The organism is Actinoplanes sp. NPDC004185, from assembly GCF_053603475.1.
The window spans coordinates 58,781-71,826 of the sequence record NZ_JBSGFR010000026.1; the positions used below are offsets into that span (position 1 = coordinate 58,781).

General features: G+C 71.5%; 14 protein-coding genes. 9 read left to right on the forward strand and 5 right to left on the reverse strand.

Annotated elements, in window-relative coordinates; all coding sequences use genetic code 11:
- Positions 1-28: 28 nt before the first annotated feature.
- Positions 29-301 (reverse strand): ANTAR domain-containing protein, encoded by a 273-nt coding sequence (locus ACWEOZ_RS25735; RefSeq protein ID WP_451913221.1) that lies wholly within the window; start codon positions 299-301, stop codon positions 29-31.
- Positions 298-1,254 (reverse strand): helix-turn-helix transcriptional regulator, encoded by a 957-nt coding sequence (locus ACWEOZ_RS25740; protein ID WP_451913222.1) that lies wholly within the window; start codon positions 1,252-1,254, stop codon positions 298-300. The genes ACWEOZ_RS25735 and ACWEOZ_RS25740 overlap by 4 nt, the downstream gene beginning before the upstream one ends.
- Between ACWEOZ_RS25740 and ACWEOZ_RS25745 the strand changes: the two genes are divergently transcribed.
- The 4 genes from ACWEOZ_RS25745 (at position 1,219) to ACWEOZ_RS25760 (ending at position 7,143) form a co-directional block, all read left to right on the forward strand.
- Positions 1,219-2,316, forward strand: coding sequence for an alpha/beta fold hydrolase (locus tag ACWEOZ_RS25745; protein WP_451913223.1), 1,098 nt, complete (start codon positions 1,219-1,221; stop codon positions 2,314-2,316). The genes ACWEOZ_RS25740 and ACWEOZ_RS25745 overlap by 36 nt on opposite strands.
- Before the next feature lie 52 nt (positions 2,317-2,368).
- Complete coding sequence (locus ACWEOZ_RS25750; RefSeq protein WP_451913224.1) at positions 2,369-3,004, forward strand: DUF1349 domain-containing protein; 636 nt, start codon at positions 2,369-2,371, stop codon at positions 3,002-3,004.
- A gap of 158 nt (positions 3,005-3,162) precedes the next feature.
- The gene (locus ACWEOZ_RS25755; protein WP_451913225.1) at positions 3,163-5,298 is read left to right on the forward strand and encodes a glycoside hydrolase family 15 protein; all 2,136 of its coding nucleotides are present in this window, start codon (positions 3,163-3,165) and stop codon (positions 5,296-5,298) included.
- Positions 5,299-5,529: 231 nt separating this feature from the next.
- Complete coding sequence (locus tag ACWEOZ_RS25760) at positions 5,530-7,143, forward strand: methyl-accepting chemotaxis protein (RefSeq protein ID WP_451913226.1); 1,614 nt, start codon at positions 5,530-5,532, stop codon at positions 7,141-7,143.
- On the opposite strand, the gene ACWEOZ_RS25765 is transcribed toward ACWEOZ_RS25760, so the two are convergent.
- Positions 7,137-7,559 (reverse strand): VOC family protein, encoded by a 423-nt coding sequence (locus ACWEOZ_RS25765; protein WP_451913227.1) that lies wholly within the window; start codon positions 7,557-7,559, stop codon positions 7,137-7,139. The two genes, ACWEOZ_RS25760 and ACWEOZ_RS25765, sit on opposite strands and share 7 nt — an antisense overlap.
- A gap of 86 nt (positions 7,560-7,645) precedes the next feature.
- Here ACWEOZ_RS25765 and ACWEOZ_RS25770 point away from each other — a divergent pair, with 86 nt between their 5' ends.
- The 5 genes from ACWEOZ_RS25770 (at position 7,646) to ACWEOZ_RS25790 (ending at position 11,524) form a co-directional block, all read left to right on the forward strand.
- On the forward strand, positions 7,646-8,650 hold the full coding sequence (locus ACWEOZ_RS25770; protein WP_451913228.1) for a helix-turn-helix transcriptional regulator: 1,005 nt from the start codon (positions 7,646-7,648) through the stop codon (positions 8,648-8,650).
- 21 nt (positions 8,651-8,671) lie between these two features.
- Positions 8,672-9,505 (forward strand): endonuclease/exonuclease/phosphatase family protein, encoded by an 834-nt coding sequence (locus ACWEOZ_RS25775; protein WP_451913229.1) that lies wholly within the window; start codon positions 8,672-8,674, stop codon positions 9,503-9,505.
- Positions 9,506-9,621: 116 nt separating this feature from the next.
- The gene (locus tag ACWEOZ_RS25780; RefSeq protein WP_451913230.1) at positions 9,622-9,786 is read left to right on the forward strand and encodes a DUF1918 domain-containing protein; all 165 of its coding nucleotides are present in this window, start codon (positions 9,622-9,624) and stop codon (positions 9,784-9,786) included.
- Positions 9,783-9,983 (forward strand): DUF6767 domain-containing protein, encoded by a 201-nt coding sequence (locus tag ACWEOZ_RS25785; RefSeq protein WP_451913231.1) that lies wholly within the window; start codon positions 9,783-9,785, stop codon positions 9,981-9,983. The genes ACWEOZ_RS25780 and ACWEOZ_RS25785 overlap by 4 nt, the downstream gene beginning before the upstream one ends.
- A 62-nt stretch (positions 9,984-10,045) precedes the next feature.
- Positions 10,046-11,524 (forward strand): CoA-binding protein, encoded by a 1,479-nt coding sequence (locus tag ACWEOZ_RS25790; RefSeq protein WP_451913232.1) that lies wholly within the window; start codon positions 10,046-10,048, stop codon positions 11,522-11,524.
- Between the two features lie 13 nt (positions 11,525-11,537).
- Here the strand turns inward: ACWEOZ_RS25790 and ACWEOZ_RS25795 are convergent, their stop codons facing one another.
- Positions 11,538-12,134 (reverse strand): hypothetical protein, encoded by a 597-nt coding sequence (locus tag ACWEOZ_RS25795; protein ID WP_451913233.1) that lies wholly within the window; start codon positions 12,132-12,134, stop codon positions 11,538-11,540.
- A 48-nt stretch (positions 12,135-12,182) separates the two neighbouring features.
- The gene (locus ACWEOZ_RS25800) at positions 12,183-13,037 is read right to left on the reverse strand and encodes a phosphotransferase (protein WP_451913234.1); all 855 of its coding nucleotides are present in this window, start codon (positions 13,035-13,037) and stop codon (positions 12,183-12,185) included.
- Positions 13,038-13,046: the final 9 nt, after the last annotated feature.

The window sequence follows — 13,046 nt, forward strand, 5'->3', positions numbered from 1 at the left end:
AGTGTGTCAAGAAGCCGTCCGGCGGCTGCTACCCGCGGGCCCGGTCCAGCTGTCCGGTTTTGTTCAGCGCGCGGGCGACCTCGATGAGCCTGCTGCTGGATTGCTGGCTGGCCCGGGCGAGCACGGAGAACGCCTGGTCGGCGGTCAGTCTGTGGCGCTCCATGAGAATGCCCTTGGCCTGCCCGATGATGTCGCGTGCGGCCGGGGCGTTGTTCATGTGATCCTGCAGCTGAGCGCCGGACATCGCCACGGCGGCGTGCGCGGCGAACAGCTCCTGAGGCCCCGGCCTGACGGCGATCATGGTGTCCGGCCGGACCAGTGTCCGGTCGCGTATCGCTCGACAAGGGCGTTGCCGATCGAGGCCAGATGGTCACCCACGCCCGGAGGGCCGGTCACCTCGAGCCATTCGATCAGCCCGGCCAGCTCGGCCGCGAGGGCGTACTCGTCGTAGCCGCGGATCACGACCTCGACGCGGCCGTCGGTCGTGGCCCCTCCGACCTCGAGCCGGTCGCCGAGCATCGCCCGGAGCAGGCCCATCCCGTCGGGTGTGCACACCGCCTGGATCTCCAGGGGCGTCCGCCGGCGATCGACCTCGTCGGCGATCTCGCGCCAGCTCCGGGCCAGATCGAAGTCCTCGGGCCGGTGCACAGGTTCGCCGGTCGGCTCGGCGGACGACACGCGGTCGATCCGGAAGGTCCGCCGGCCGGCCCCGGTGGCGGCGACGAGGTACCACACCGGACCCTTGGCGACGATGCCCAGCGGGTGCACGGTCCGCTCGGTCCGGGCGCCGTGGCCGTCGACGTACGCGAGCCGTACCTGGACACCGCGGATCACCGCGTCCTGGAGTTGGTCGAGCAGGCGCGGAGGCCGGGGCTCGATCCGGCTCGATCCCCACCGTTGCGGGTCCATGACGAACGACGACGCGGCCGCCTCGGCCTGCACCCGGAAGGGCTCCGGCAGGGCACGGACGAGCTTGCGCAGAGCCGCTTTCACCGTCGGCGTGGCCGCCGAGGCCGGGCCGGCCACCAGGAACAGGGCGCGGGCCTCACCCGCGGTCAGGCCGGACAGGTCGGTGCGGGCACCGCCGACGAGGCGCCAGCCGCCGCCCCGGCCCTGCGTCGAGTACACGGGCACCCCGGCCATGGCCAGGGCGTCGAGGTCGCGGCGGGCGGTGCGCTCGGAGATCTCCAGCTCCCGGGCGACCTCGGCCGCGGTCACGTGCTCGCGCTGTTGCAGCAGGAAGAGGATGGCCATCAGCCGGTCAGCTCGCACCCCGGGAACACTTCCACGAAAACCGGTCAGGAGGTGACCGGTTCTGGTCGGCACCATGGCGCCATGACCTCATCGACCAGTCCCACCCCATTTCCCGAGCCCACCATCGTTCCGGTCAACGGAGTTGAACTCGAAGTCTTCGAAGCCGGCCGGCACAATGCGGGACGGGCCATCGTTCTTTGTCACGGCTGGCCGGAGCATGCCTTCTCCTGGCGCCACCAGATGTCTGCCCTGGCCGCGGCGGGCTACCACGTCATCGTCCCGAACCAGCGGGGGTACGGGAACTCATCCCGTCCGGCCGAGGTGACCGACTACGACATCGCCCACCTGTCGGGTGATCTCGTCGCCCTCCTGGATCACTACGGGTACGAGGACGCCACCTTCGTCGGTCACGACTGGGGGGCCATGGTCGTCTGGGGACTGACCTTGTTGCATCCGCACCGGGTGAACGCGGTGATCAACCTGAGCTTGCCCTACCAGGAGCGCGGGGAACGGCCCTGGATCGAGGTCATGGAGGAATACCTCGGTGGCGACTTCTACTTCGTCCACTTCAATCGCCGGCCGGGCGTAGCGGACGCTGTGCTGGAGAAGAACACGTTCCGGTTCCTGCGCAACCTGTACCGCAAGAACGGGCCACTCGGAGCGCCGGCGCCGGGCATGGTGATGATCGATCTCGCCACCGCGGAGACGCCGACGGGCGACTCGTTGATGAGTGACAGTGAACTGGCTGTCTTCGTCTCCGCCTTCGAGACCTCAGGTTTCACCGGCAGCATCAACTGGTATCGGAACCTCGACCGTAACTGGCGCTTGCTGGCGGACGTGGACCCGATCATCCATCAGCCCGCGCTCATGATCTACGGCGACCGGGATGTGGTCCAGAGGTCGGAACGGCTGACGGAGTTCGTCCCCGACGTGGACGTGGTCAGCCTGGACTGCGGTCATTGGATCCAGCAGGAGAAGCCGGAGGAATTGAACCAGGTGATGCTGACGTGGCTGGCCCGGCAGGATGCCACCGCATCTGCTGCTCGTCGAGATCGCCGCTAGGCTTCGGGCCACCACGATCGGCGCTCCGCCGCGCCCCGACAGGAGCAACGTCATGAGCCACGTTCTGGATGCATCCCCGCTTCCGTTCCCCGTGACCGCCTCACATCCGGATGTGTGGCGGTACGACGACGCGGCCGGGGCGGTGGTCGCCGACGCCCCGGCTCACACCGACCTCTACATCAATCCCGGCGGTGCGGACGCCGCGGACGCCGCGGACGCCGAGACCCTGCTGAACGCCGCGACTCTGCTCGGGCTGCCACCCGGCGGCGACTTCCAGCTGAGCGCGCGGATCAGCGTCGACTTCCGGGCTCAGTACGACGCCGGGGTCCTGCTGCTGTGGGCCGACGAGAGGCACTGGGGGAAGTTCTGCTTCGAGCTCTCCCCGTCCTCGGCGCCCATGGTCGTCTCCGTGGTGACCCGGGACGTCTCCGACGATGCCAACGCCTTCACCGTGGATGGCCACGTCATCTGGCTGCGCGTCTCCCGCGTCGACCGGGCCTACGCCTACCACGCCTCGCTCGACGGCAAGACCTGGCAGCTGATCCGGGTGTTCCACCTCGGGGACGACCTTGCCGGCCACCGGATCGGCTTCGAAGCCCAGTCACCCACCGGCGACGGGTGCACCGTGACCTTCGACCAGGTCCGTTTCATCTCCGACCGCCTGGCGGAGTTGCGCGACGGCTCATGACCGCGTCCGCGACGAGCCCGGTGCGGTCATGAGGTCCTCCGCTCAGCACAGCATCCGCATCATTCGACCGGCGACCGGCCGGTCGCCCGGGGCGGCAGCGGGTGCGATCAAGGAGGCACCGGTGTAGACCAGGAGGGTCCGGCGACGAGGAGGTCGAGATGGCACCGATCCTGGCGGCACTGCCCATCCTGCTGGTGGCCGGGCTCGGGGTCGCGCCCGTCGCCCCCGCGACCGGGGCGGCGCCCGGGGCCCCCGGCGTCGATCAGCAGTACCTGCCGGCCGACAAGTCGGGGCTGCTCACCTCGCGGACGCGGGAGAGCAAGGTCTGGGCCACCGTGCAGCGCGAAGGCGGCCTGGGCGAGATCTTCTACCCGACGATCGGCGGGCCGAGCGCCCGCTCCCTGACCTTCGTCGTGACCGCCCGCGGCGGCCCAGCCCCGGCCGCCGTCCGCACCGAGCAGCTCGACGGCCTGCGCTTCCGCCAGACGTTCGACGGCTCCGGGTGGCGGCTCACCGCCGACTACACGACCGATCCCGTACGGTCGGCTGTCCTGGTCGACCTGTCGTTCGCCGGGCCGCGGGGTCATCGGCTGTTCGCTGTCTATGATCCGGCGCTGGGCAACACCCGGGCGGGCGACTCGGGGCGTACCTCCGGCGGGGCGTTGCTCGCCTCGGACGGCGCGGTGTCGAGTGCGCTCGTCGGCTCCTTCGCCGCCACGTCCAGCGGGTTCGCCGGGGTCAGCGACGGGATCACCGACCTGCGGGACGGGCGGATGGACTGGCGCTACTCGTCGGCCACGGCCGGCAATCTGGTGCAGACGGCCGCGCTGCGGGGGCGGCACACCACTCTCGCGCTCGGCTTCGCCGGCTCCGCCGCCGACGCGCTGACCACTGCACGGCGCTCTCTGCGGGACGGCTTCGGCACGGTCGCACGCTCTTACGCGTACGGCTGGAAGCGTTATCTGGCCGGCCTGAGCGTCCCGCCGCGGGTGTTGCGGGGCCCCGCGCCGCGGCAGCTCTACCGGACGTCCGCGATGGTTCTCGCGGCCTCCGAGGACAAGACCCACCCCGGGGCGTACGTCGCGGCGCCGGCCTCCCCGTGGGCGTTCGGCACCGACGACCCGTCCGGCCCGTACCATCTGGTGTGGTCGCGCGACCTCTACCAGATCGCCACCGGACTGATCGCCGCCGGAGACCGCGCCGGCGCGAACCGCGCCCTGGACTTCCTGTTCGGGGTGCAGCAGAAGGCGGACGGCTCGTTCCCGCAGAACTCCCAGGTGGACGGGACGCCGGTGTGGGGCGGCCTGCAGCTCGACGAAGTGGCGCTGCCGATCGTGCTCGCCTATCAGCTGCGTCGCGGGGACACCTGGCCGCACGTCAAGCGGGCGGCCGACTTCCTGCTCGCTTATCCCGGTGCGCCGTTCACACCGCAGGAACGCTGGGAGAACCAGTCGGGCTACTCGCCCAACACCATCGCCACGGCCATCGCCGGGCTGGTGTGTGCCGCATCCCTCGCACGCTCCCACGGTGACGCGGCGTCGAGCCGGCGATATCTGGCGACAGCCGACTCCTGGCGGGAAAAGGTCAAGGCGTGGACGGTGACGAGCACCGGCCCGTACTCGGCCCGGCCGTACTTCCTGCGCCTGACCAAGGACGGCAGACCGGACGCCGGCACCACGTACAGCATCGGCGACAGTGGACCGGTCGATGTGGACCAGCGCCGCGTGGTCGACCCCAGCTTCCTCGACCTGGTCCGCCTCGGCGTCCTGCCGCCGTCCGACCGCGACGTGGTGAACACCCTGGCCGTGGTGGACGCGCAGCTCGGCGTGGCCACCCCGCGGGGTTTCTTCTGGCACCGGGCCTCGTTCGACGGCTTCGGCGAGCAGCTCGACGGCAGCCAGTGGGAGTTCGACGAGCCGCCGGGGTCCCTGGTCTCCCGGGGCCGGGCCTGGCCCCTGCTCAGCGGCGAACGGGGCGAGTACGAGATCGCCGCCGGTGACCTGCGGGCGGCGGCCTCCCGGCTGGCCGCGATGACCCGGGCCACCGGGCCCGGCGGCATGCTCCCCGAGCAGGTGTGGGACCACACCGCCCCGGCGGGACGCGGCCGCTTCGAGCCGGGCACGCCCACGTTCTCGGCGACGCCGCTGGCCTGGACGCACGCGCAGTATCTGCGACTGGCCCGGGATCTGGCGGAGGGCCGGGTCGTGGAACAGCCTGCCGTGGTCGCCGACCGCTACCGGGGGCGGGGAACGACCGGTACCGTCCACCCCGGCGCTCGGGTCCCGCCGGAATAGCGGAACTACCCTCCTGGCCTGCTCCGTGCTCCTAGAGTGTGGCTGGGACCGGTCGTGCGGTCCTCCGAGGAGTGCCGGCAGAGGACGTCGTGGGCTGAGACCCACAGCCCGGGTGCCGGTCCCTCGGTCCGGGGATCGACCGGCAGGCTGGCCGAGTGTCCTCTCATGCCCGTCACAGTGCCTGCTCGGCCTGGTCTGCGGCTGACGGCACGCGGCCCAGGAGTCTGCCCGATGAGCGCCACAACGAGTCCTGCCTCCGGCCGGCATTTCGTCGCCGACCTCGGGGTCAACGTCAAGATCGTCACCGCGATCGCCGTCGCGGTCGGGGTCGCCGTCGTGGTGGGTGTGGTCGGCCTGACGGCGCTGAGCAATGCCAGTGAGTCCGCGCAGCTGCTCTACAGCAGCAACGTGACCGGGATCAAGGCCATGGGGCAGCTCGACGTGACGGTCAAGCAGGCCCGCTCGGACGTCGCCAACGTCGCGATCTCCCAGGACGACGCCACCGCCGACAAATACGTCGCCGCGTTCGCGGCCGACAAGCAGAAGTTCGACGCGGCGTACGGCGCGTACGACAGCAGCGGCCCCGCCGACCAGGCCGCGTTCGGCGACCTGCGGTCCAAGTGGCAGGCGTACGCGCAGGTCGTCGAGACCAAGCTCATCGGGCTGGGCAAGGCCGACGACCTGGCCGGCTACCAGAAGGTCCGCGACGCCGAGGTCGTCCCGCTGATGGACGGTATCGGGCAGGACGTCGACACGTTGGTGACCGAGGAGGACGCGAGCGCCGCCCAGGCTGCCGCGTCGGCCGAATCGGGTTACCGGTCCAGCCGCATCCAGTCGATTCTGCTGCTTGTCATCGGGTCGCTGCTCGCGCTCGGGCTGGGGCTGCTGGTCGCCCGCGGCATCGTGCGCTCATTGCAGCGGGTCAGGCAGGTCTGCGAGGCCCTGGCCGCGGGTGACCTCACTCGTACCAGCGGTCTCACGTCCCGCGACGAACCCGGCCGGATGGGCCAGGCTCTCGACGCCGCCGTGGTCAACCTGCGGGCGACGGTCGCGACGATCGACGGTTCGGCCACCTCGCTGGCCGGTGCGTCGGAGGAGATGTCGAGCACCGCGACGCAGATCGCCGCCTCCGCCGAGGAGACCTCCGCGCAGGCGCAGACGGTGTCCGCCGCGGCGGAGCAGATCTCCCGCAGCGTGGACACCGTCTCGGCCGGCAGTGAGGAGATGGGCGCCTCCATCCGGGAGATCGCGCAGAACGCCACCGAGGCCGCCCAGGTCGCCTCCCAGGCCGTCGCGGTCACGGCGGCGACCTCGGCCACGATGACCAAGCTCGGTGAGTCGTCGGCCGAGATCGGCAACGTCATCAAGGTGATCACCGCGATCGCCGAGCAGACCAACCTGCTCGCCCTCAACGCCACCATCGAGGCGGCCCGGGCCGGCGAGATGGGCAAGGGCTTCGCCGTGGTCGCCTCGGAGGTCAAGGATCTGGCTCAGGAGACCGCCCGGGCCACCGAGGACATCTCCCACCGGGTGGAGGCGATCCAGGCCGACACCACCGGGGCGGTGACCGCCATCGAGGAGATCACCCGGGTCATCGCCCGGATCAGTGACTTCCAGACGACCATCGCCTCGGCGGTGGAGGAGCAGACGGCCACCACCGCCGAGATGAACCGCAGCGTCAGCGAGGCGGCCACCGGCACCTCCGACATCGCACAGAACATCACCGGCGTGGCGGAGGCGGCCCGGCTGACCAGCGAGGGCGTGACCCAGTCGCAGCAGACCACCGCGGAGCTCGCCCGGTTGTCCAGCGACCTGAAGGCGCTGGTCACCAACTTCCGTTACTGAGCGAACGCGACGGCGACGTCGAGGACCCAGGTCACGCCGAAGCGGTCCTTGAGCATGCCGTAGAGCGGGCTCCACCCGGCCGGGCCCAGGTCCTGGACGATGGTCGCGCCGTCGGAGAGACCCTTCCAGTACGTGGTGAGCTCGGCCTCGTCCGTGCCCCGCACCGAGACGAAGACCGGCTTGTCGCCCGGGCTGTAGGTCTGGTTCCCCGGTACGTCGTACGCCATGACGTGGAAGCCGTTCGGGGCCTGGACCTGCCCCCACATGATCTGCCCGGCCTCGGCCGGGTCGGTGACGTTGTGCGCGTCGGCGTAGGTGAGCAGGACCGTCTGGCCGCCGAACACCGACTGGTAGAAGGTCAGTGCCTCCCGGGCGTCGCCGCGGAAGTTGAGGTGGGTCGTGGTGGTGACGCTCATGATGACTCCTGTCTCGGTTGCTTGAGACCAAGATTCGCAGCCGTAGGTGACAAGATGTGTCCTCTTCTCCGGGCAGAATCACTGTCATGCCGAAGACCTCCGCCCGCCTGCTGGCCCTGCTGTCGTTGCTGCAGACCCGCCGGGACTGGCCGGGCACCCTGCTGGCCGACCGGCTGGAGGTCAGCCTGCGTACCGTGCGCCGGGACGTCGACCGGCTCCGGGAGCTCGGCTATCCCATCGCCGCGGCGAAGGGACCCGACGGTGGCTACCGGCTGCGCGCCGGCACCGAACTGCCGCCGTTGCTGTTCGACGACGACCAGGCCGTCGCCCTCACGGTCGCCCTGCAGCTCGCCGCCTCCACCGCGGGCAGCGGTCTGGCCGAGGCGGCCGCCCGCGCGCTGACCACCATCCGGCAGGTCCTGCCCGCCCGGCTGCGGCACCGCGTCAGCGCGTTGCAGGTCACCGCGATCGAACGGCCTTCCGCCCGTCCCGCCACGCCGGTCGAGGGCGACGTGCTGCTGGCGATCAGCGCCGCCGTCCAAGCCCGGGAGGTGCTGCGCTTCGATTACGGTGTCGAGCAGGCCGACGGGCCCCCGCGCCGGGCCGAGCCGCACCACCTCGTCACCTGGGACGGCCGCTGGTATCTCGTCGCCTGGGACCTCGACCGCGCGGACTGGCGTACCTTCCGCGCCGACCGGATCGCTCTGCGCACCCCCAACGGGCCCCGGTTCACCCCGCGTGAGCTGCCCGGCGGGGACGTCGCCGGCTTTGTCATCAGCAAGTTCCGTGGTTCCGGGGACACCTCCGGCGGCTGGCCCTGCCAGGGCACGGTGCTGCTCGACCGGCCGGCGGCCACCGTCGCGCTCTACAGCCGTGACGGCGTCGTCGAGGAGGCCGGGACCGGCCGCTGCCGGCTCACCCTCGGATCGTGGTCCTGGCCGAGCCTCGCCGCCGCCGTCGCCCGGTTCGACGCCGACATCGAGGTCGTCGGTCCCGATGAACTGGCCGACGCGTTCGGTCAGCTCGCCCGGCGGCTGGCCCGGACCGCAGCCGCTTTCGACGCGGCGCACGACCGGCCGTCGTTATCCTGACGGCCGACGAGAGGGGGCCGGATGCGCCTGCGCGTGTTGACGATCAACGTGCAGAACGACGAGGGCGACCCGCGCCGGACCCGCCTGCTCCATCAGGAGATCCGGCGCCTGGCGCCCGATCTGGTGGCTTTGCAGGAGGTCTGCTACCCCGCCCGGCGTGACCAGCTCGCCGAGCTGGTCGCCGGCACCGGGCTGCACACCACCCACCAGGCCGCCGTGCTCGACCGGCTGCCGCCGGACGGTGACCGGTACGGCGGAACAGCGATCGCCACCCGCCGGCCCCACCGGATCCTCGAGGTCCTGGAGAACCGGACCGGTGACGTCCACTGGTGGACGCTGGCCGTGTCGGTTCCGGTGCCGCCGCTGGGCGAGCAGGTGTTCATCGTGCCCACCACGCCGTGGCGGCTGGACGCCGAGGCCGCCCGGGAGCGTCAGGCCGTCGAGATCACCGAGCTCGACGCCCGGCACCGGGCGGAGCTGCCGACGATCATCGCCGGTGACCTCAACGCCGGCCCGGACGCGTCGAGCATCCGCTACCTGAGCGGGCTGCAGGCCCTGCACGGGCACAGCGCGCACTATCACGACGCCTGGGCCGTGGCCGGTGACGGGCCCGGCCACACCTGGACAGTGGACAATCCCCTGGCCGCCGCCGAGATCGAACGGGTGATCGGCCAGCCCGGTCACCGCCGGCGGATCGACTACGTGTTCGTCGGCTCCGCGCACGCCCATCCGCGGGCCCGCGCCCGGATCGTGGCAGCGCGGCTGATCGCCGACCACCCGGTGGACGGGGTCTGGCTCAGCGACCATGCCGGCGTGGTGGCCGACCTCGACGTCGAGATCCTCGCGTCGTCGTGACGGCCGGGCACTCCCCGGCGGGACCATCGGCCCTGGTCCGCGGGTGAGGCGCGATGCCATGCTCCCATCGACCGGCGGTGATGCGGCCACCGCCCCGCTCGAACCGGGAGGCACCCATGATCGCCCAGGTCGGAGACCGGATCCGCGTCGGCGTCATCATGGCACTACGGCACGCCGACGGCACCCCGCCGTACGAGGTACGGTGGCTCGACGACGGGCATGTCGGCCTGATTCTCCCGGGTCCGGAGACCCCCATCGAGCACCCGAAGCGGCCGGCATGAACAGCGGGCGCGCACGCCCGGATGCTCGATGCCCGATCCGTCCCGGGGAGCCCTGCACGTTGTGCGAGATGGGCGCCACCGGGCCGCGGGACTGCCCGCTGGTGTGGCTGGTGATGACCGACGACGAATTGCGGGCCGGCGTGCACGCCGCCGCGGTACGCCACCGCGCCGCCACGAGCCACCCGGCGCCGCGGTAGCTCGACCGGACCCGCCGGGCCGCACGGCCACTGGGCGGAACGCGAGGATGCGGAGGCCATCGATGACGCCGCGCGACAACCATGGCGCGACCCGCCTCGACCACGGAGCCGCGGCCGGCGCACTGCACCGGATCCTGGCCCCACGCTCGATCGCGGTCGTCGGCGCGGGACGACGACGCGGCGGTGCCGGACACGAGACGGTACGGGCGCTCCGCGACTACGGCTTCTCGGGCCGGCTCCATGCGGTCAACGGTTCCGGGCGCCCGGTGTGCGGTGTGCTCGCCCACCGCGCCGTCACCGACCTGCCCGGACCCGTCGACCTGCTGGTGGCCGCCGTGGCCACCGACGACATCGCGGACGTCCTGACCGACGCGGGCGGGCTCGGCGTCCGCGGCGCCGTCCTGCTCGGCACCGGCCCGCCCGGCGGCGATCCATGGGGCGAAGGACAGCGGCGGGAGATCCTCCGGATCGCCCGCCGGCACCACATCCGGCTGCTCGGCCCGGGCTGCCTCGGCGTCCTCAACACCGATCCACGCGTACGGCTCAACGCGAGCCTGTCGCCGCTGCGCCCGCCCAGCGGCGGCCTCGCCCTGGCGGTGCGCTCCGGCGCCGTCGGCATCACGCTGCTGGCCGACGCGGTACGCGAGCACTGCGGCATCTCGAGCCTCGTCTCGCTCGGCGACGCGATCGACCTCTCGGGCGGCGACCTGCTCGACTACTGGCTCGACGACCCGGCCACCCGCGCGGTCGCGCTGTCGCCCGACGCGTTCAGCGACCCGGCCGGCTTCGCGCGGGCCGCCTGGTTCCTGAGCCGGCGCAAACCCGTGCTGGCGATCACCGGCGCCGCTGATCCCGTACGGGAAGAGCTGCTCGCCGAAGCCGGCGTCATCCGCACGTCGAGCGTCGGTGAAACGCTCGACACCGCCCGGCTCCTGGTCGACCAGCCGCTGCCCGGCAGCAACCGGATGGCGATCGTCGGCAACGCCGGCGGCCTCACGGCGCTCGCGGCCGACCGGGCCCGGACGTACGGGTTCGACGTCGTGCCGCTGAGCGGGCCGACCCGGGCCCAGCTCCCGGCCTCCGCCGGCCCGGACGGGCCCGGCAATCCGGTCGATCTCGGCATCGACGCGCTGCCCGCACGGATCGCCGACGCCGTCGAGACCGTCGCGGTCAGCGGCGAGGCCGACGTCCTGCTGCTGGTCCTGGTCGGCACCCGCGCGAACTTGCTCGCCGCCCAACTGGCGGTGCTGACGCCGATCCTCGACGGCCATCCGCGCCTCACGATCGCCGCGATCAGCACCGGCGGGACCGCGGACGAGCACCAGTTCGCCCGGTCCGCCGTCCCCATCTTCCGCGAGCCGGAACAGGCCCTCCGGGCGCTGGTCCACGCCCGCGACTACGCCGCCTGGCGACGGTTCCCGCCGGCCCGCCGCCCCGACCCGGGACACGGCGCGATCCGCCGGACGGTCACGACCTGGTCCGGGCCGGCCGATCTGGAGTACGCACCGCGAGCCGGGAAAGGAGCGTCGATCCAGCGCTGATCGCCCGTGACCGTCATCCCGGCCGCCGCATCCCGTCGACATCCCTGCCCGCCGACCACTGCATGCCTCGCGGCCCGGTCCCCTCGGCCAGCCGCATGGCGTCGTGCAGCAGCTCAGGGAGTCGGTCTCGCAATACTTTCGCTTCTTGTGCACAAGTGCGCAGCTCGGCCGTAGCGGCGTCGCGCGCCGTAGACATCCGGCGGGAAGCGATCCCGACCCGTTCCTCCAGCGCGTACAAGGACGTGAGGTGCGGATTCAGTTCGTTGTAGGCCGACAAGCTCAGGCTGGCGGTCATGGCGACCGCGCTCATGAGGCTTCCGTAGGCCTCGTTGACCCGGTGCTCGTACGACTTGATCAGCTCCGCGTCGATCTCGTCCGGTGCGTGCTTCGCGTACCAGCACATCCACTCGATCTCCTGGATCACCCTGAACAGGAACCCGAAGCAGATTCCGCACCGGTCCCGAACCAGCTGCACGTATGCCTGCTCGGCGGCGAACTCCTGCCGGCGACGTTCATTCGCCAGTGAGACCACGTTGGTGATGACAGATCCGCTGACTGCCGCAAGTGCCCCGATGAGCGAACCGAGCAGCGCCGCCGTGACCGGATTCATGCAGCCATCCTCATGGACGCGGTCCGCCCGGCACAGCTCTCGACCGGATCAGTCTCGTCCGGACGCGAGGGCCTCGGCGATCATGCGGTGGCCTTGGGCTTCGAACGGCTCGTCACCCACCCGGTAGGCCCACGCCGCGGTGCTGATCGCCTCGCGGACCCGGTTGCGATACCACGCGGCCGGCTCCCGGGGGTCGGTCCCGTACCCGTCAAGGAAGGCCGTCTCGAGTTCGGCGTCGCGGCGGAAGTCCTGGACCGCCAGCCGGGCGAAGTCCGTGAGGGCCGGACGCAACGCCGCCCGGCCGAAGTCGATGACGCTCACGACGCCGTCACAGCTGAGCCAGTTCCGAGGCTGCCAATCGCCATGGGTCGGTACCAGAGTCACGGGCGGCGTCGGCCAGGCGGTGATCTCGGCTCGTAGCCGCTCCACCGTGGACGCGGCGATCCGGTGTGGCTCGCTGAGCCATGCCAATGACTTGTCGTTCTCACGGCGCTCGTAGTCGTCGTCCGTGACGGCGGTCTGGCCGTGCAGCAGGGCCAGCAGCTCGCCCGCCTGCCGATAGGTGGCGGGCTCGTCGGCGAGTTCGCTGCCGAGCACCAGTTCACCGGGCAGGTAGCGGGTGACGATCAGCTTGGCGGCCGCGCTGCCGTGCACCAGAGCCGGCGCGCGGCCCCGGCTGGTCCAGGGGTCCAGCCAGTGGAGATGGGCGTGCAGCTCCCGCTGGATGTGATGGTCATCCCCGCCGCCGGCCTTGACGATGAACCGTGATCCGGCGTGGGTCACTTCGAGGACAGTGGTTGCCACCAAGCCCCAGCTGTGGTCCTTCTCGACGGTCGCCGAAGGTAGCCACTGGTCCACCAGTTCCCGCTGCCGCGGAGAGAGATTTCCGAGTGCAGAAGTCACAGCGCGGAA

What these genes read in the sequence shown, in the direction of transcription:
- ACWEOZ_RS25735 (WP_451913221.1), bottom strand. Translation starts at nt 301, where the DNA reads ATGATCGCCGTCAGGCCGGGGCCTCAGGAGCTGTTCGCCGCGCACGCC.
- ACWEOZ_RS25740 (WP_451913222.1), bottom strand. Translation starts at nt 1,254, where the DNA reads ATGGCCATCCTCTTCCTGCTGCAACAGCGCGAGCACGTGACCGCGGCC.
- ACWEOZ_RS25750 (WP_451913224.1), top strand. Translation starts at nt 2,369, where the DNA reads ATGAGCCACGTTCTGGATGCATCCCCGCTTCCGTTCCCCGTGACCGCC.
- ACWEOZ_RS25755 (WP_451913225.1), top strand. Translation starts at nt 3,163, where the DNA reads ATGGCACCGATCCTGGCGGCACTGCCCATCCTGCTGGTGGCCGGGCTC.
- ACWEOZ_RS25760 (WP_451913226.1), top strand. Translation starts at nt 5,530, where the DNA reads ATGAGCGCCACAACGAGTCCTGCCTCCGGCCGGCATTTCGTCGCCGAC.
- ACWEOZ_RS25765 (WP_451913227.1), bottom strand. Translation starts at nt 7,559, where the DNA reads ATGAGCGTCACCACCACGACCCACCTCAACTTCCGCGGCGACGCCCGG.
- ACWEOZ_RS25770 (WP_451913228.1), top strand. Translation starts at nt 7,646, where the DNA reads ATGCCGAAGACCTCCGCCCGCCTGCTGGCCCTGCTGTCGTTGCTGCAG.
- ACWEOZ_RS25775 (WP_451913229.1), top strand. Translation starts at nt 8,672, where the DNA reads ATGCGCCTGCGCGTGTTGACGATCAACGTGCAGAACGACGAGGGCGAC.
- ACWEOZ_RS25780 (WP_451913230.1), top strand. Translation starts at nt 9,622, where the DNA reads ATGATCGCCCAGGTCGGAGACCGGATCCGCGTCGGCGTCATCATGGCA.
- ACWEOZ_RS25785 (WP_451913231.1), top strand. Translation starts at nt 9,783, where the DNA reads ATGAACAGCGGGCGCGCACGCCCGGATGCTCGATGCCCGATCCGTCCC.
- ACWEOZ_RS25790 (WP_451913232.1), top strand. Translation starts at nt 10,046, where the DNA reads ATGACGCCGCGCGACAACCATGGCGCGACCCGCCTCGACCACGGAGCC.
- ACWEOZ_RS25795 (WP_451913233.1), bottom strand. Translation starts at nt 12,134, where the DNA reads ATGAATCCGGTCACGGCGGCGCTGCTCGGTTCGCTCATCGGGGCACTT.